This window comes from Pantoea sp. X-Soil-MYKO-1785 (genome assembly GCF_059730675.1).
Genome location: NZ_AP036001.1, coordinates 324,159 through 341,061 on the forward strand (window position 1 = coordinate 324,159; position 16,903 = coordinate 341,061).

A 16,903-nucleotide genomic window follows, 5' to 3' on the forward strand; every position below is an offset into this window, starting at 1 on the left:
ATGAATCTGCTACTGGAGCCGTTCGGATACCACTACATGCTCAACGCGATGTGGGTTTCTGCCATGGTCGGCGGACTCTGTGCGTTTCTCTCCTGCTACCTGATGCTTAAAGGCTGGTCGCTGATTGGGGATGCGCTGTCGCACTCGATCGTGCCCGGCGTGGCGGGCGCTTATATGCTCGGGCTACCGTTTGCGCTGGGCGCGTTTCTGTCGGGCGGACTGGCGGCCGGCAGTATGCTGTTGCTCAATCAGCGCACCCGCTTAAAAGAAGATGCGATCATCGGACTGATCTTCTCTTCGTTTTTTGGCCTCGGCCTGTTCATGGTGTCGCTTAATCCGACCTCGGTAAACATTCAGACTATAGTGCTGGGCAATATCCTGGCGATTGCGCCGGCTGATATCCTGCAGCTGGCGCTGATCGGCGGCATATCGATGATCATTCTGCTGTTTAAGTGGAAAGATTTAATGGTGACCTTTTTCGATGAGAACCATGCCCGTGCTATCGGCCTGCGGCCGGAACGGTTAAAGATCCTGTTCTTTACCCTGCTGGCGGTTTCGACCGTTGCGGCACTGCAAACCGTCGGGGCGTTTCTGGTGATCTGTCTGGTGGTGACGCCCGGCGCCACCGCCTGGTTGCTCACCGATCGCTTTCCGCGCCTGCTGATGATTGCGGTGGCGATTGGCAGCATCACCAGCTTCCTCGGCGCCTGGGCGAGTTATTATCTCGACGGCGCAACCGGCGGCATAATTGTGGTGGCGCAGACGCTGTTATTCCTGCTGGCGTTTGTCTTCGCACCGCAGCATGGCCTGCTGGCGAACCGGCGTCGCGCCCGCACCGATCCGGATAAGGAGCCTGCCTGATGTGGATATTTGAACCTTTCCAGTTCGCCTTTATGCAAAGCGCACTGCTGATCGCGCTGGTGGTGGCGATCCCCTGCGCCTTACTGTCGGTCTTTCTGGTGCTGAAAGGCTGGGCGCTGATGGGCGATGCAATGAGCCATGCGGTGTTTCCCGGCATTGTGCTGGCCTGGATGCTGGGCATTCCGCTGGCGATCGGCGCCTTTGCCGCGGGACTGTTTTGTGCCGTAGCCAGCGGATTTCTGCAGGACAACAGCCGGATTAAACAGGACACGGTGCTGGGGATTGTCTTTTCCGGCATGTTCGCCGTCGGGTTGATTCTGTATATCGCGGTGAAGCCTGAAGTGCATCTCGACCATATACTTTTCGGCGATATGCTCGGCATTACCCGCGCCGATATCATCCAGACGCTGATTATCGCCGCGCTGATTGTCACTGTTATTGCGCTGAAATGGCGCGATCTGATGCTGTTCAGCTTTGATCCGCAGCAGGCACAGGTGTGTGGTTTGCCGGCCCGACTGATGCATTACGGCCTGCTGTGTATGGTGTCGTTAACCATTGTAGCGACGCTGAAAGCGGTGGGCATTATCCTGTCGATCTCGCTGCTGATCGCGCCGGGTGCCATTGCGGTCCTGCTGACCACACGTTTTTCCCACGCGCTGCTGATTGCGGTGCTGGTGTCGGTGCTGGTGTCACTCAGCGGCGTTTATCTCTCTTTCTTTATCGACAGCGCACCGGCGCCGACTATCGTGGTGCTGTTTGCGCTGGTGTTCATCGTCGCGATGATCGTCTCCGGTCAAAAAACGCGGCGGCTGGAGCGCCAGCCTCGGCCACTGCCGTAATCCTGGGGTGCGTTATTGCCGCTTACTCGCCGCGATAGCGCACCGCCTCAATCAGCCGGGCGAATGCCCGGGTATGCTGTTTGCGGCTGGGATAATAGAGATAGTAGCCGGCAAACGGTTCACACCAGTCGGCCAGTAGCTGCACCAGTCGGCCCGACGCAATGTGCTCAGCGACAAAGTCCTGCGGCACATAGCAGATGCCCATACCGCAGAGCGCTGCATCAATGCGTGCCGCCAGAGTATTAAAAATCAGCTGACCCTCGACCCTGACCCGAATCTCCTTGCTGTCGCGCATGAATTCCCAGCTGTACAGTCCGCCGCGCGTCGGTAACCGCATATTAATGCAGTTATGGTTTTGCAGATCGTAGGGGGTGGCAGGTACGCCATGCTGCTCAAGGTAGTCGGGCGAGGCGACCACGCACATATTCCAGTCCGGACCGATGCGCACCGCGACCATATCTTTTTCGATCTGCTCACCCAGCCGCACGCCCGCGTCGAAGCGGCCACTGACGATATCAGTCAGGGTGTTATCCACCGAAAACTCGATATTCACTGCGGGGTAGCGCTGCAGAAACGGCTTAGTCAGCGGCCACAGCGTCGACATCAGCGCATGTTCACCGGCCGTAATGCGGATGTTGCCAGCGATCTCCCCCTGGGTATCGGTAACGCTGACCAGCTCGGACTCAATCTCACTGAATAAAGGCGCGATGTTTTTGATCAGGCGTTCGCCCGCCTCAGTTGGGGCAACGCTGCGGGTGGTGCGGGTCAGTAAGCGCAGGTTAAGACGCTCTTCCAGTCCACGGATGGCGTGACTGAGCGCCGATTGCGATACGCCCAGCTTTGCTGCCGCGCGGGTAAAGCTGCGCTCCTGAGCCACCACCACCAGATACATCAGGTCGTTAAAATTTTCTCTTAGCATCGTCTTTCTGGCTCGCTAAACCTGCTGCTACTGCCTGCGCAGGTCGATTCCATGATAGTGCGGCCAACGTGCCGCGCGCTGGCCTTAACCTCAGCCTGCAACAGAATAGGGCAAATTCCCCCACAGCATTGATGAATTCTGTGCATTAAAGCTGTGAAGATGATTAATAAGTTCAGTTGTTAAATAACCTATATATATCATATCGATAGAACAGAAAAAGAATAAATTAGCCGCAGTGCAGGGGATCTGTCTGTCACGTCAAAAGGGGACTTTTTACCCGCTGCGCCAGCGGATGGCTGAAAAGCTGCTAAAACTAAAGACGTGCATACGCGCGCAAAGCTTAGGGTTATCCGGATTCTCCCCGATTTATATCCCGTCCGAAACAGACTAATAAAAAAATTACACTTTTTAGCCCCCAACAATGGGAAGCAGACAATGTCAGAAAAAATATCGCTAACAATGCAGGTCAACGGCCAGCCATACCCGATGCAAATCGATCCCCGTGTCACTTTGCTTGATGCGTTACGTGAGCATCTGAACCTTACCGGCACCAAAAAAGGCTGCGATCAGGGACAGTGCGGGGCCTGCACGGTACTGGTTAACGGTCAGCGGGTGCTGAGTTGTCTGACGCTGGCCGCTCAGGCTGACGGCGCTGAGGTGACCAGCATTGAAGGACTGCAATCTGCCAGCGGTGAATTACACCCGGTGCAGCGTTGTTTTGTCGAAAACGACGCCTTCCAGTGCGGCTACTGTACGCCAGGCCAAATCATGTCGGCCGTCGCCTGCATCAAAGAGGGCCATGCCGGATCGGACGATGAAATTCGTGAATACATGAGCGGCAACCTGTGCCGCTGCGGAGCCTATCCGCACATTGTCGATGCCATTAAACAGGCGGCAGCCGAAATGGCGAAGGAGTCCGCATGAACCCATTCCACTGGAAAGTCGCGCAGTCAGCCAGCGAGGCCGCAGCGTTAAAACAGCATTCTGGCAGTCAGATTCTGGCGGGCGGCACCACTCAACTCGATTTGATGAAATGTGGCGTGTTTAACCCGCCGCAGCTGATTGGCATAAACGGCCTGACCGAACTCCGCAGCCTGAGTTTTGATGATGACAAAATCAGCGCCGGCGCGCTGACCACCATGAGCCAGCTGGCCGATCATCCCGCCTGTCAGCAGCATGCGCCCGCTATCTACGGCAGCTTATGGCAGGCCGCGTCGCCGCAAATCCGCAATATGGCCACGCTGGGCGGCAATTTACGGCAGCGCACCCGCTGTGCCTATTATCGCGATCCGGCGACTTTTTCGGCCTGTAATAAACGTAATCCCGGCTCCGGTTGTGCCGCACGGCAGGGCGTAAACAGTAACCACGCTATTCTGGGTGCCAGCGACAGCTGTATTGCGGTCTATCCGGGTGACCTGGCGGTGGCGCTGGTGGCGTTTGATGCGGTAGTGATAGTACAGAATCAGCAGGGCGAGCGTCGCCGGATCGCCATTGATGATTTCTTCCTGCTGCCGGGTGAGACCCCGGATCAGGAACACGATCTGCGCGATGACGAGATCATTGTGGCGATTGAAGTGCCACAAACCGCTTCCCTGCAACGCTCACACTACCTCAAAGTGCGCGATCGCAGTTCCTATGAGTTTGCCGCCGCCAGCGCAGCCGCCGGGTTCACGCTGGAAAACGGCGTGATGCGTCAGGTGCATATCGCGCTGGGCGGCGTTGCGACTAAACCCTGGCGTGCCACGCGGGTTGAGCAGGCGTTAGAGGGACAGCCATTTAATGAAGAGACGGTATTCCAGGCCGCAGAGCTGATCAATCAGGAAACCCAGGCGCTGGAGCATAACGCCTATAAAGTGAAGCTGGCACCGCGCGTAATAGCGCGTGCGCTAATGGCAGCAGGAGAGATCGCATGAGTGAAGTAAAGCCTAACGACCGCCAGGCTCAACAGGCGCGGTCGGCAGCAGAGATCCCTGACGCTTCCACCGCCGACACGGCGACGGCACAAGCCAGCAGCCCGATTGAAGGATTGGGCGCGGCCCGATCGCGCGGTGACGGCCGGGTGAAGGTTATCGGTGAAGCGCGTTATGCCATCGAACATCAGCCAGAAAATCCGCTGTACGGGGTCGTACTCCAGTCAACCGTTGCCAGCGGTCGCATTTCCCGCCTGTCAGCCGAAAAAGCCTTGCAGGCTGATGGGGTGCTGGCGGTCTATACCCATCTGAATCCGTTAAAGATTAACAAGCCGACCGCGATTGCTGATGGTGGCGCAGCGCAGTCCACCTACACCCCGATCCAGGATGATGTGATCATTCACAACGGCCAGAATATCGGCATCGTGATCGCCGAAACCTTTGAGCAGGCGACCTGGGCCGCCTCGCTGGTCGAGATCGACTATGAAACCACGCCGGCGCGGGTGTTTGCCACCGACGAGGGCGTCGAGCATAAGCAGATGTCAGAGCAGGACATTGATCTGGGCGATGCGACCACCGCGATGCACAGTGCCGAGGTGCGTATCAACCAGCGTTATACCACCCCGCGCGAATACAACATGCCGATGGAGCCGCATGCGTGCATCGCGCACTGGCACGAAGGTCAGATCACGGTCTGGGAACCCAGCCAGTGGGTGGCGGGCGCGCAGGTTGAAATCGCCGAATGGCTCGGGATTGAGACCGAAAAAGTACGCATCATTTCACCGTATGTCGGCGGGGGTTTTGGGTCCAAACCGGTGCCTTATACCCACGTTGCATTAGCCAGCGTCGCGTCGCGCGCCCTGAACCGTCCGGTTAAAGTGTCGCTGACCCGACCGCAGACCTTTACCGGCCTGGGTGGACGTCCGGCGACCTCCCAGCAGCTGGAACTGGGCGCTTCACGTGACGGTAAAATTGAGGCGATTATTCAGCGCAGCTTCAGCGAAACCTCGCTGATTGATGTGTTTGCCGAAAACTGCAGCAAAGTGACCGCCCGGATGTACGCCGTCAGCAACGTGTCGGCACAGCATCAGGTCCGGCCGATTAACACCGTCACGCCTGGCTGGATGCGTGCGCCGGGCGAGAATCCCAGTGCGTTTGGCCTTGAAGTGGCGATGGATGAGCTGGCCTATGCGCTGGACATCGATCCGCTGGAACTGCGTCTGCGCAACTGGGCAGATAAAGATTATCAGCTCGATCTGCCGTGGAGTTCGCGTCGGCTGAAAGAGGCGTACCAGAAAGGGGCAGAAGCGTTTGGCTGGGATAAGCGCATTATGACGCCGCGCTCCATGCGTGAAGGCCGTGAGCTGATTGGCTGGGGCATGGCCTCCGGCACTTATCCGGTCAACCGGCTGCCGGCCGAAGCGAAAATCATCCTGACGCCGCAGGGCCGCTTTGTGGTGCAGTGCGCCGGCGCAGATATCGGAACCGGCACTTATACCATTCTGGCGCAAACCGCTGCGGATCATCTCGGTGTCCGGTCGGAAACCATTGAGGTTGAGCTGGGTGATACCGCGCTGCCGCGCGCAGGCGTGGCAGGCGGATCGCAGCTGGCGGGTAACCTGACGGCGGCGGTGAACGATACCGCGCAGAGAATGCGCGAACGGTTGCTGGCTCTGGCCAGTGAGCTGCCCGCGTCGCCGCTCAACGGCCTGCCGGTTTCGCAGTTTACCCTGCAGGATGGCGCGATTCAGCACAGCGGCGGTACCCGCATCTCTCTTACCCAGCTGGCGACGCTGGCTCCGGCCGACAGCCTGAGCGTGAAAGGCGGCACCTTCCCGGACGATATGCCGCAAAGCGAGCGCGACAAAATCGTGCGTAACCTCAACGACATGAGCCGGCCAGAGGCGTTTTCTGCCCACAGCTGGAGCGCACAGTTTGTTGAGGTGCGGGTTGATGAAGATTTCGGCACCATTCGGGTGAAACGCATGGTGGCGGCACTCGACAGCGGTCGGCTCTATAACCCTAAACTGGCGCGCAGCCAGTGGATCGGCGGGATGATCATGGGCGTCGGTCAGGCACTGATGGAAGAGGGGATTATCGATCCTCGCAACGGTCGGGTAATCAACAATAACCTGGCGGACTATCTGGTGCCGGTTAACGGTGATATTCCCAGCATCACCACCATCAACGTCGGCGAACCTGACTTTGAGGCGACCACCATGGGCGGTAAAGCGGTCGGTGAGCTGGGCATCGTTGGCGTGGCGGCGGCGATCAGTAATGCGGTCTTCCATGCTACCGGCAAGCGGGTACGTGACCTGCCGATCACCCTCGACAAAATCATCTGATTACGGCGGATGCCGGGCCGGCTGCAATTGATGCCGCCGGCGTTGAGATCAGGTTTACGGGCGCAGGGCCAATCCTGCGCCCGTTTTTATCGCCAGCGGGAGAGGCTGTTTTGAAGATAGCGATTGTGATGATGGCGGCGGGCTTCAGCCGCCGTTTTCGTCAGCAGAGCGGTGAACACAAATTGCTGGCTCAACTGAACGGCAAGCCGCTGTTACAGCATACCCTGCAACAGGCGGCGGCCAGCGGTCTGGATCTGTTTGTGGTAACCCGTCCGGAGCAGGCAGCGATTCGGGCGTTGATCGATCCGGCGACGGCGGTGCTGTGCGACAGCCACGGGTTGGGTGATTCCATTGCCGCCGGTGTTGCTGCCAGCAGCGAATACGACGGCTGGCTGATCGCACTCGGTGATATGCCGTTGATCACCGCCGACAGCTATCGGGCCGTCAGCGCAGCGCTGGCCGATGCGGCGGTGGTCAGACCCTGGGTCGACGGCATACCGGGCCATCCGGTCGGCTTTCAGCGGCACTATTACCCGCTGTTAACCGGCTTACTGGGTGATGTGGGCGCGCAGGCAATAGTCAAACGTGACGCGGTTCGCTTGCCCCTTAGCGATCGCGGCTGTGTTTATGATATTGATCTGCCAGCTGATTTGCAGGCGATAAAGGAATTTTCATGATTACGCTCGATCAACGGGTGATTAACGCGGCATTAAGCAGCTGCGAAGCGGGGCAATCCGTCTGGCTGTGTACGGTGTTACGTACCTACGGTTCGTCGCCGCGTGCGCCCGGTACGCTGATGACGGTCAATCAGGCGGGCGCATACTGCGGTTCGCTGTCAGGTGGCTGCATCGAAGAGGACTTTTTAGCCCAGCTGGCGACCGGCGCTTATCGTGCCAGCAGTCAGCAGGTGCGTTATGGCGAAGGTGGTATGCGGCCGAATGTCAGTTTGCCGTGCGGCGGCAGTCTGGAAATTATGATTGAATATTTGCCGCCCGATACCGCCAGTCTGGATCTGCTGCGCGCGATGCAGCGGGCGCTGAGCGGCCAGCAGCCGATGGTGAAGCTGATCCGGCCCGGTGAGCGCGCGCAGTGGGAAGCGATGGCGGCGGATCGGCTATTGCCCGCACTCAGCGTCAGCGACCAGCTGGTACGCTTACCGGTCGGCGCGATCCCGGAACTGCTGGTGGCCGGCTACTCCAGCGTGGCGTTTGAATGCATCCGGCTGGGCCAGATGCTGGGATTTCATGTGCGGGTTTGCGAGCATCGTCCCGGGATGCTCGATGAACTGGAGCGGCATTTCGGCGCAGCGGATAACGTTACGCTGGTGCGCCAGCATCCGGCGCGCTGGCTGGAGCTGAACGGGGCGCATGCGGCCGTGGCGATCGTGGCGCTGACCCACGATCCACGCATTGATGACCTGACGATGATGGAAGCGATCGCCACACCCGCCTTTTATATCGGCATCATGGGATCGGTGAAGAACAGCGAAAAGCGTCGGGCGCGGCTGCAGCAGATTGCGGGGATGGATCGCAGCGAGCTGGACCGCATCCATGCCCCGATTGGCCTGCCGATTGGCAGTAAAACCCCGGCGGAGATCGCGCTATCGGTGATGGCTGATATCGTCCGGGTGAAGAACCTCGGGCGTTCGCTGCCGGCTGCCTGACGGCGGGGCATTGATCGGCGCCAGCCGATAGAGGTAGCTGCCTGACAACGGAATCGGCAGAAACTCCTGGAACATCTGCCTGAGCGTCTGCTGCGGATCAACATCCTGGAACAGCTCAGGATAGAGCGTGGCAGCGAAAAACTCGGTTGCGACCACATGCCATGGGCTGAGATAGAAGTTGTGCCACAGCGCACCGCTGTGTCCATCACGCAGCGCCCGCAGCTGCTTCAGGCCATTTTGCTGTTGGGTCAGTCTCAGCAGGCTTTCGCGGGTCTGGGCGGCTGAGACGGCCGGACCCAGCGTTAAGGCTCCCGGATCATCAGCGTTGCCGATCCCGGTCGCGAAATAGTAGTCAGGCTGGGCGGCAATCACCTGCTCCTCACTCAGCCGTCCGAACACCCCTTTAACCTGCTGGCTGGCAATGTTCTCGCCGCCGGCAAAGCGCAGCAGTTCGCCAAGGTTGCCGTTTACTGAGGTGACGCAGCATTCGCTGCGCCGTCCGAGATGCAACTGTAGCAGCACGGTCGGTTTCGGCCCGTGATAGCGTGCCAGCCGGTTGGCTATTCGCTGCATGTGGCTGCGATAAAAACGATTGAAGTCGGCTGCCCGCTGCGGCTGATTGAACACTTCGCCCAGCAACGTCATGCTGCGCTCACTGTTTTTCAGCAGATGAACCCGCAAATCAACCTTCAGCACCGGAATCTTTGCCGCTTTCAGCATCGTTTCCAGCTGCAGCCCGGCATCGCTGTTGCGTGCCAGCTGCGGCAGGATCACCAGATCGGGCTTCAGCGCGATCACCTGCTCCGGATTGATGTCATTCACGCCCTGCTGGCCGAGGGCCGGAATCGTCAGCATCTGCGGAAACTGGCGGGCAAAAATCTGCCAGGTCTGCGGATCGTACTTCTTCAGATCCTGCGGCCAGCCGACAATCTGCTGAAGCGGATTACCGGGCGTCAGCAGCGCGATGCTGTACAACATCCGGCTCTCGCCCAGCACAATCCGCTGTGGCCGATCCGGCACGCTGACCGTTTGTCCGGTGATATCGGTCAGGGTGCGCGCCCCGGCTGGCGAACTGGCGCAGGCCAGGCCGATCAGTAACAGGCTGTTACGCAGCAGACGGGCGAGCGGATTAAAATTCAACACTGGCTTGTACCATCAGATTACGGGTTTCGCCTTCGCGGACGCGCAGGTTGCCGCCGCTTGAACTGTAATAATGTTTATCGAACAGGTTATTCAGATTGAGCCGCAGCTGGGTTTTCTGCCCGAACAGACGATGATTCCAGGCGACAAAGCTGTCGGCCACCACATAATCCGGCAGGGTGAAACTGTTATCCGGATCGCCCGCACGGCTGCCTGTATAGCGTGCACCGCCGCCCAGCCGGAAGGTGCCGGGCAGGCTACTGAACTGCAATTCATGGCTCAGATAAAGCGCCCCGGCCTGACGTGGCGCATTTTGCAGCCGGTTACCGTTGTTATCCGGATTGACCCGATCCTTAATGATTTCGGCCTGGTCATAGCTGTAATTAGCACTGAGATCCCAGCCGGGTGCGATTTCACCATTCAGCTCAAATTCAGCGCCGCTGGAGCGGGCTTTATCAATCGCGCGGGTGGTGCCGTTAATGCTGAGCGACATCGATTTTTCATCAATGCGATACAGCGCGACAGAGGCAAACAGTTTCGGTGAGACTTGCCATTTGCTGCCGATCTCCCAGCTGGTGCCCTGTTCAGGTTTGCCGACGTTGCCCGCGTCGTCCACGTCGGTGGACGGCGTGAAGGATTTACTCACGCTGGTGTAGAACGATAACGCGGGCGTGAGTTTATAGATGATCCCGGCCTGTGGCAGAAACGTGTTGCCCTCATCGTTAAGCGTTTCGACCTGCGGATCAAAGCCTTTAGAGGCGCGCTGTTCATAATGCTGATAGCGTCCGCCAAAGACAACGGTCCACTCGGGTGACAACGTCACGCTATCCTTGGCGTAGATCGAACGGCTATGAATGCGGTTAAGGTTGTTAGCGTTAGCGCTGTTTTCTGTGCTGCTGTCAGTCAGCGGCGACAACTGGTTATATTCAGGCTGGAAGAAATTGAAGTTACTGGTCGCCTTGCCCTGATACTGGTGGGCGCGATAAGTCTGGTTCATCTCATAGTCGGTGCCGACCACCAGCGCGTGCGACAGTCCGGCGATCTCCGGGTTGCCCAGCAGATCCCAGCTCAGGTATTTGGTCTTGTGGTTGAAGCCTCGATTGGCATCGGCCCGACGGGTCACCGCACCGGTGGTGACATTGACCGCCGTCACCCGGACTTCATTGTTGTCATAGCGACGCTGGTTCCAGCCGAGGGTGAAACGGGTACGCCACTCATCATTAAATTGCCATTCGTAGTGCGCATTGAGGGTTTTGTTGTGCCCCCAGGCGTGGTTAGCGGTGTCATCCAGACGATCCTTATAACCGATGTCGATCGGCTTGCCGTCAATAAACGCAGTGCCGCGATCGTAAGGAATGTCATAGCGGTAATCGGCATAGCTTATTAAAAAACTCGCCTGATCGCCGTACCACTGTAAAGACGGGGCCAGCAGAGTATGTTGCTCACTGCCAAAGTTACGCCAGTAATCCTGCTTCTGCTGCTCAGCGATCAGTCGAAACGCAAAGCCGTTACCCAGCGGGCCGGTCACATCCAGCGTACCTGCGCCGCCACCCTCGCTGACATATCGGCCGCTGACTGTGCTGTGCCAGTTATATTGCGGTTTTTTGCTGACCACATTGATCACCCCGCCGGGATTCTGAATACCGTACAGCAGCGAGGCCGAGCCTTTCAGCACCTCAACGCGTTCGGTGGTGGCATCGAAGTTGAGTCCCTGACTGCTGCGGATGCCATCACGATAGATCGATCCATCGGCATTACTGCCAAATCCGCGCCGGACAAAACCATCTTCGGTGCCGGCCAGCGTATTCGCTTCCGCTACGCCACTGACAAAGCGCATCGCATCCGCCAGCGAACTGGCCTGGTAATCCTCCAGCTGCTGCTGGGTGACCGTGCTGATCGATTGTGCCTCATCCAGTCGCGCGGTGGGCATTTTGCTGGCCACGCTACTCTGGCTGTTGGTGTAACCCGTTTGCGGATTGTTGTCGGCGGTTACGGTGATATCCGGCGTGCCGGCAACGGTTGCAGCCTGTGCCTGCATCACAAACAGCGCGCTGCCGATCGCCATCGCCAGCGCCGAATGGCGTGCCGGAGTTGTACTTTTATCTGAACGGTTGGTCATTTTTTCTTTTCATGTCTGAAGCGAGTCATGCTTTACGGTTCAGCACAGCGCGGGCTGCTGCTGACCGCCCTGGCGGTATTCTGCAAAACGCAGAGAATAAACAGTGATCGGACGGCGATAGCGGCGCGGATCAGAAGGGCAATCTGCGGCGACGACAATACTTCTCATCTGTAATTGAGAATCATTCAAACATTGGCTGGTGTAGTAGTAAACATAAATAATGATGAAAACACTACAGAAAATCGGAGCCGGACCTGGCCATTAAATGGCGGGATGACAACGTTTAATACGTTGATATATAAATTTAAATAATAAAATCCTGTATTGATGACCGACTAAATCCCCAGTATTGTCAGGTCAATGACAGCGTGGATTATCTTGCTAACTACAGCGTTCAGGTTAAAATCAGCGCGCTTCAGCGCGGGTGAACCCTATTGCCCGACCGACCACTCACCCAGCAGGATTAAAAATGAAACAGGCAAGGACCGGCAAAAATCGGGTCGATGTTTTTGGTGAGCGCCTGCGTTCGCGGGAAAAGCAGCTGTCGCCCCGGCTGCTGGCGGTGGCCCGTTACATCGATCAACAACGGGAAACGGTGCTGGAAAGTACCGCGATGGAGATAGCGCAGGCGAATCAGACCTCCGATGCCACGGTGATCCGGGCGGTTCAGGCGCTGGGCTTCAGCGGCCTGCGCGACCTGAAACAGACGCTGCAGGCGTGGTTTGGTCCGTCGCTGACCTCTGAAGATAAGATGATCACCACCGTCAGCGAAGTGACCAGCGACGTTAACAGTTCGATTGATTTTGTACTGGAGGGGCACCGGCGCGCCTGTGAGGTAATGTCGCTGCCGCACAACCGGGTCGCCGTCGCCGATGCGGTGGCGCTGCTGGCGGAGGCGCGTCAGGTGGCGATTTTTGGCATTAACGCCTCCGGGATTCTGGCGGATTACAGCGCCCGCCTGATGAATCGTATCGGGCTGCCGGCGTTTTCCCTTAATCGCGCCAGTATTGCGCTGGCCGAACAGATGCTGGCACTTCAGCGCGGTGACGTGCTGGTGATGATGGCGCAACAATCGGCGCACCGCGAAGGCACTACCGTGGTCCGCGAGGCAAAACGGCTGGGAATTCCGATTATTTTGCTGACTAATGCCACCGAGTCGTTTTTTGCCCGCGAAGCCGATGTGGTGATTAACGTTCCGCGCGGCGGTGAAAACGGCCGGATTCCGTTGCACGGCACTATTATGGTCTGTCTGGAGATGCTGATCCTTTCGGTGGCGTCCACGCTCCCGCAGCGCACGGTCAAAACCATGAAACGGCTGCAGGATCTCTATCGCGGCCTGAAACCTGCCGGTAAAAAATAGTCCCTGCAGTGCCCGGCGGTCGTCATCTCTGCCGGGCGAGACACCGCAGCTGACCAAATTTTCCCGCTTTGAGATCCCGATCGCGGCTTTTCTGCTGCCATTTTCTGCTGCCGACTACGCTTACTTTGCTTTGCGAGATTGAGCCTCTTTTTTGCTTCTTTTAATCCCTGTTACCTTGTGCGGAGCCGAAGATGAAATCCTTTCACGCGCGACACCAGCTCTCCAGTGCAGCGATAACCACCCTGAGTCTGCTGTCGCCGCTGCCGGCAGCGGCCTGGAGTCAACTCACCGTGTTTGGCGATAGCCTGAGCGACGGTGGCAATGTGGGCCGCTTCACCTACGATGCGGCGTCCCATCCGTTATATGACGAGATACTGGCGCAACAGCTGAATCAAACCCTGCAGCCGTCGTCCCAGGGTGGCAGTAACTATGCTGCCGGAGGAGCGGTGGCGGTGCCGGCGCTTAATCCGCAGTACAACAGTCAGGATCAGGTCGACCGTTATCTGGCCGCCAGTGGCGGTCGCGCTGACGGCAACGGCCTCTATATTCACTGGATCGGCGGTAACGATCTGGCTGCAGCCGCCGCCGATCCGCTGAATGCGGTGCAGGTGATCGATAACAGTGCCCGCTCTGCGGCCGACCAGGTCAGCCGGCTGCTGGCGGCCGGAGCGGGAACCGTGGTGGTGCCGACGGTGCCAAACGTTGGGGCGACGCCGGCTTTGCTGCAGGCCATCCTGCAACCGCTTGGCCCGGTGGCGGAACCGGCTATAGCAGCGCTGTTCCAGTCGTTAAGCAGCGTCACAACGCCCGATCGGGCGGCGCGTGAGCAGGCTATTGAGGCGGCATTCCGCCAGGCTGCCGATCAGATCCCGGCCATTCCGCTGGTGCGTGAAGCGATCGCCCGACAGTTGTTTGCCGCCTGGCAACTGTTAAGCGACACTGCGGCGACGCTGACCGACCGTTATAACCAGCTCGAAGAGCAGGGGCTGGTGGCGACCGGCGGCAATATCGCGCGGGTCGATATCAACGGACTGTTCAATGAGGTGATCGACAATCCGGGCCAGTACGGCATCAGCAACAGCGCAGGCATGGCCTGTCCGCCTGGCGTCTCGGCAATGGATTGCACCTCGGCCACGCCGGGCTTCTCTCAGGCGCAGCAGTATCTGTTTGCGGATCGTCTGCATCCCAGCCCGGCGGTGCATGCCCTGATCGCTGACTATATTCAGTCGGTGCTGGATGCGCCGTTGCAGGTGGCGGCGCTGAGCCAGTCGCCGCTGATGCTGGTGAGGGATGCGCGGAATACTCTGGAAGGGCATTTGCAGCAGCAGCGCCAGCAGCCCGCCGACGCTGGACAGTTTACCGTTTTCGGTGGCTATGCCGGTCAGTCACGGAATTTCCGCGGCGACAGTTATCAGGATGGCGATGCCACCACCGCCAATGGCGCGGTCGGTATCGGTTATCAGCTAAACGACAGCTGGCAGGCCGGGGCGATGTTTTCCGCGACGTCGCAGCGTCAGGAGCCATCGTCACGTTACGACTACCGACTGCGTGGCAATCTGGTGGCGCTGTGGAGTCAGCTGCGGCTGTTTGATCAGGGCTGGATTAACGCCGATCTGCACTATGCCGATCTCGATTTTGATGATATTGAGCGTCAGGTCAGGCTGGGACCGGCCACCCGGACCGAGCAGGGCAGTACTGATGGTAAGCTGCTGGGAATGCGCATCGAAACCGGCTGGGATCTGCCGCTCGGCCAGTATGTTTCCACCGGTCCGGTTGCCAGCTATGCGCTGGATTATAGCCGGGTCTCAGGCTATCAGGAGCAGGGCAATCGCAGCAGCGCCATGCGCTTTGGCGATCAGACGCTGCACTCGCAGGTCGGGTCTGTCGGCTGGCGCATCGACAGCAGGCAGCTGTTGATCAATCCGTGGGCGCAGGTCAGTTACAACCATCAGTTTGGCGACAGTGACTCTGCGGTGACGGCCGGACTGAAATCGACCCGCACGGCGTTTACCCGCACCCGCGAAGCAGGCGATGATAACTGGCTGGATATGGCGGTCGGGGCCAGCGTGCCGCTTGGCACGGCGGTGACCGCGTTTGCAGGCGTCTCTGCGGTGGCGGGCAACAGCGAATATCATCAGGTGAGCTGGAACGTCGGGCTCAATGCGCGCTTCTGATCGGCGGCGATCGCACTGCAGGGAAGCGGTGTGATAACGTAGCGAGACGGTGCGCATTAATGAGGCAGGAGAGGATGATGAAGGTCAGACGGGCTTCACCTGAAGAGGCAACAATCTTGTGGGATATCAGAAACCAGGCGATTCGCCACGGCTGCCAGTCGGTGTATGCAGCCGAGGTGATTGCCGCCTGGACGCCGGACCGGATGCCCGTCAGCTTTCCGGCGATGATCCGCGAGAATCCTTTCCTGGTGATCGACGGTCCTGACGGCCAGCCGGTGGCAACCGGCTCGCTGGATCTGGCGGCCGGCAGCGTTGAGGCGATCTTTACCCTGCCTGGCTTCACCGGCCAGGGGCTGGCGGGCGAGATTATTGAGACCATCAAAGCGGAAGCACAGCGCCGTGGCTACCGGCGGCTGACGCTTGCATCCACCCCTAACGCCGCCAGCTTTTACCTGCAGCATGGCTTCGAGTTGCTGGGAGAAAGTGTTTATCCTTCAAAGCTGGCCGGCAGTGGATTGCGCTGTATGGATATGGCCATTGACCTGTCAGCGCCGTCTGACTGAGTCACGCCGTTAAGCCGGGCCGGGCCGCGCTTCAGCAGCGGAAAAGTTTCGCGCGCAAACACTTCGCAAGCCCACGCCGGTAAGGTATAGTCCGCGTTTTTTGGAGGAACCATGCTGACTCACTCATCAACTCGTCTCAACAAATACATCAGCGAGAGCGGAATCTGTTCTCGTCGCGACGCCGATCGATATATCGAACAGGGCAACGTTTTCATTAACGGCAAACGCGCCACTGTCGGCGCGCAGGTTTTTGCAGGCGATGTGGTGAAAGTGAACGGTCAGCTTATCGAGCCGCGTGATGAAGATGATTTAGTGCTGATTGCGCTGAACAAACCGGTCGGCATTATCACGACTATGGAAGAGGGTGAGCGCGACAACATCAGCGATTTCGTGAACCACAGCAAGCGGGTCTTCCCGATTGGCCGTCTGGACAAAGATTCTCAGGGGCTGATTTTCCTGACCAACCACGGCGATCTGGTCAATAAAATTCTGCGTGCCGGTAATAATCACGAAAAAGAGTATGTGGTTACCGTTGATAAGCCGATTACCGATGAGTTTATCGCCGGAATGGGCGCGGGCGTGCCGATGCTGGGTACCGTGACCAAAAAGTGCAAAGTTAAAAAAGAAGCGCCTTTTGTGTTTCGTATCACCCTGGTGCAGGGGCTGAATCGCCAGATCCGCCGCATGTGTAAGCACTTTGGTTATGAAGTGACGAAGCTTGAGCGTACCCGCATCATGAACGTCAACCTGAAAGGTCTGCCGCTGGGGGAATGGCGCGATCTGACCGATGACGAACTGATCGAACTGTTTAAACTGCTGGAGAACTCTTCTTCAGAAGATAAGCCGGCAAAGAAAGCGCCGGCTAAAACCGCCGCAGCAAAAAAAGCGCAGAAAAGCCCGGCCCGTCCGGCTTCTGGCAAAGCCGAGCCTGACAGCGCCTCACGCAAGCGTTTTGCGCAGCCGGGACGCAGGAAGAAAGGGCGCTAATCGATATGCCGCGCAGCCAGCCA

General features: G+C 58.4%; 14 protein-coding genes. 11 read left to right on the top strand and 3 right to left on the bottom strand.

Annotated features, from left to right (window positions below):
- The gene (gene sitC / locus AC6I8D_RS21495) at positions 1–861 is read left to right on the top strand and encodes an iron/manganese ABC transporter permease subunit SitC (RefSeq protein WP_312053944.1); all 861 of its coding nucleotides are present in this window, start codon (positions 1–3) and stop codon (positions 859–861) included.
- Positions 861–1,700: a metal ABC transporter permease gene (locus AC6I8D_RS21500; RefSeq protein ID WP_497820892.1), complete on the top strand. Its 840-nt coding sequence runs from the start codon at positions 861–863 to the stop codon at positions 1,698–1,700. The genes sitC and AC6I8D_RS21500 overlap by 1 nt, the downstream gene beginning before the upstream one ends.
- A 22-nt stretch (positions 1,701–1,722) precedes the next feature.
- Here the strand turns inward: AC6I8D_RS21500 and AC6I8D_RS21505 are convergent, their stop codons facing one another.
- Positions 1,723–2,619 carry a LysR family transcriptional regulator gene (locus tag AC6I8D_RS21505; RefSeq protein WP_497820893.1) on the bottom strand — a complete coding sequence of 299 codons (897 nt, stop codon included), beginning with the start codon at positions 2,617–2,619 and terminating at the stop codon, positions 1,723–1,725.
- Positions 2,620–3,054: 435 nt separating this feature from the next.
- Between AC6I8D_RS21505 and AC6I8D_RS21510 the strand changes: the two genes are divergently transcribed.
- The 5 genes from AC6I8D_RS21510 to AC6I8D_RS21530 all read left to right on the top strand — a co-directional run bounded on the left by AC6I8D_RS21510 (position 3,055) and on the right by AC6I8D_RS21530 (position 8,537).
- On the top strand, positions 3,055–3,543 hold the full coding sequence (locus AC6I8D_RS21510; protein ID WP_312053949.1) for a (2Fe-2S)-binding protein: 489 nt from the start codon (positions 3,055–3,057) through the stop codon (positions 3,541–3,543).
- On the top strand, positions 3,540–4,532 hold the full coding sequence (locus AC6I8D_RS21515) for an FAD binding domain-containing protein (RefSeq protein ID WP_312053950.1): 993 nt from the start codon (positions 3,540–3,542) through the stop codon (positions 4,530–4,532). Before AC6I8D_RS21510 ends, AC6I8D_RS21515 begins: the two co-directional genes overlap by 4 nt.
- Entirely contained in the window at positions 4,529–6,874 is a 2,346-nt protein-coding gene (locus AC6I8D_RS21520; protein ID WP_497820894.1) for a xanthine dehydrogenase family protein molybdopterin-binding subunit, read from the top strand. Before AC6I8D_RS21515 ends, AC6I8D_RS21520 begins: the two co-directional genes overlap by 4 nt.
- Positions 6,875–6,984: 110 nt before the next feature.
- Positions 6,985–7,551: a nucleotidyltransferase family protein gene (locus AC6I8D_RS21525; RefSeq protein WP_497820895.1), complete on the top strand. Its 567-nt coding sequence runs from the start codon at positions 6,985–6,987 to the stop codon at positions 7,549–7,551.
- Positions 7,548–8,537 carry an XdhC family protein gene (locus AC6I8D_RS21530; RefSeq protein ID WP_312053955.1) on the top strand — a complete coding sequence of 330 codons (990 nt, stop codon included), beginning with the start codon at positions 7,548–7,550 and terminating at the stop codon, positions 8,535–8,537. Before AC6I8D_RS21525 ends, AC6I8D_RS21530 begins: the two co-directional genes overlap by 4 nt.
- Here the strand turns inward: AC6I8D_RS21530 and AC6I8D_RS21535 are convergent.
- Together AC6I8D_RS21535 and AC6I8D_RS21540 are read right to left on the bottom strand one after the other, a co-directional pair.
- The gene (locus tag AC6I8D_RS21535; protein WP_497820896.1) at positions 8,475–9,680 is read right to left on the bottom strand and encodes an ABC transporter substrate-binding protein; all 1,206 of its coding nucleotides are present in this window, start codon (positions 9,678–9,680) and stop codon (positions 8,475–8,477) included. The genes AC6I8D_RS21530 and AC6I8D_RS21535 overlap by 63 nt on opposite strands.
- On the bottom strand, positions 9,667–11,796 hold the full coding sequence (locus AC6I8D_RS21540) for a TonB-dependent siderophore receptor (RefSeq protein ID WP_497820897.1): 2,130 nt from the start codon (positions 11,794–11,796) through the stop codon (positions 9,667–9,669). Before AC6I8D_RS21540 ends, AC6I8D_RS21535 begins: the two co-directional genes overlap by 14 nt.
- 469 nt (positions 11,797–12,265) lie before the next feature.
- Here AC6I8D_RS21540 and AC6I8D_RS21545 point away from each other — a divergent pair, with 469 nt between their 5' ends.
- The 4 genes from AC6I8D_RS21545 (at position 12,266) to rluF (ending at position 16,880) form a co-directional block, all read left to right on the top strand.
- Entirely contained in the window at positions 12,266–13,156 is an 891-nt protein-coding gene (locus AC6I8D_RS21545) for a MurR/RpiR family transcriptional regulator (RefSeq protein ID WP_497820898.1), read from the top strand.
- A 191-nt stretch (positions 13,157–13,347) separates the two neighbouring features.
- Entirely contained in the window at positions 13,348–15,330 is a 1,983-nt protein-coding gene (locus AC6I8D_RS21550; RefSeq protein WP_497820899.1) for an autotransporter outer membrane beta-barrel domain-containing protein, read from the top strand.
- A gap of 77 nt (positions 15,331–15,407) precedes the next feature.
- Positions 15,408–15,893 (top strand): GNAT family N-acetyltransferase, encoded by a 486-nt coding sequence (locus AC6I8D_RS21555; protein WP_497821059.1) that lies wholly within the window; start codon positions 15,408–15,410, stop codon positions 15,891–15,893.
- A gap of 111 nt (positions 15,894–16,004) precedes the next feature.
- Entirely contained in the window at positions 16,005–16,880 is an 876-nt protein-coding gene (gene rluF / locus AC6I8D_RS21560) for a 23S rRNA pseudouridine(2604) synthase RluF (RefSeq protein WP_497820900.1), read from the top strand.
- Positions 16,881–16,903: the final 23 nt, after the last annotated feature.

Coding starts and splice junctions, on each gene's coding strand:
- sitC (WP_312053944.1), top strand. CDS start 1: ATGAATCTGCTACTGGAGCCGTTCGGATACCACTACATGCTCAACGCG.
- AC6I8D_RS21500 (WP_497820892.1), top strand. CDS start 861: ATGTGGATATTTGAACCTTTCCAGTTCGCCTTTATGCAAAGCGCACTG.
- AC6I8D_RS21505 (WP_497820893.1), bottom strand. CDS start 2,619: ATGCTAAGAGAAAATTTTAACGACCTGATGTATCTGGTGGTGGTGGCT.
- AC6I8D_RS21510 (WP_312053949.1), top strand. CDS start 3,055: ATGTCAGAAAAAATATCGCTAACAATGCAGGTCAACGGCCAGCCATAC.
- AC6I8D_RS21515 (WP_312053950.1), top strand. CDS start 3,540: ATGAACCCATTCCACTGGAAAGTCGCGCAGTCAGCCAGCGAGGCCGCA.
- AC6I8D_RS21520 (WP_497820894.1), top strand. CDS start 4,529: ATGAGTGAAGTAAAGCCTAACGACCGCCAGGCTCAACAGGCGCGGTCG.
- AC6I8D_RS21530 (WP_312053955.1), top strand. CDS start 7,548: ATGATTACGCTCGATCAACGGGTGATTAACGCGGCATTAAGCAGCTGC.
- AC6I8D_RS21540 (WP_497820897.1), bottom strand. CDS start 11,796: ATGACCAACCGTTCAGATAAAAGTACAACTCCGGCACGCCATTCGGCG.
- AC6I8D_RS21545 (WP_497820898.1), top strand. CDS start 12,266: ATGAAACAGGCAAGGACCGGCAAAAATCGGGTCGATGTTTTTGGTGAG.
- AC6I8D_RS21550 (WP_497820899.1), top strand. CDS start 13,348: ATGAAATCCTTTCACGCGCGACACCAGCTCTCCAGTGCAGCGATAACC.
- AC6I8D_RS21555 (WP_497821059.1), top strand. CDS start 15,408: ATGAAGGTCAGACGGGCTTCACCTGAAGAGGCAACAATCTTGTGGGAT.
- rluF (WP_497820900.1), top strand. CDS start 16,005: ATGCTGACTCACTCATCAACTCGTCTCAACAAATACATCAGCGAGAGC.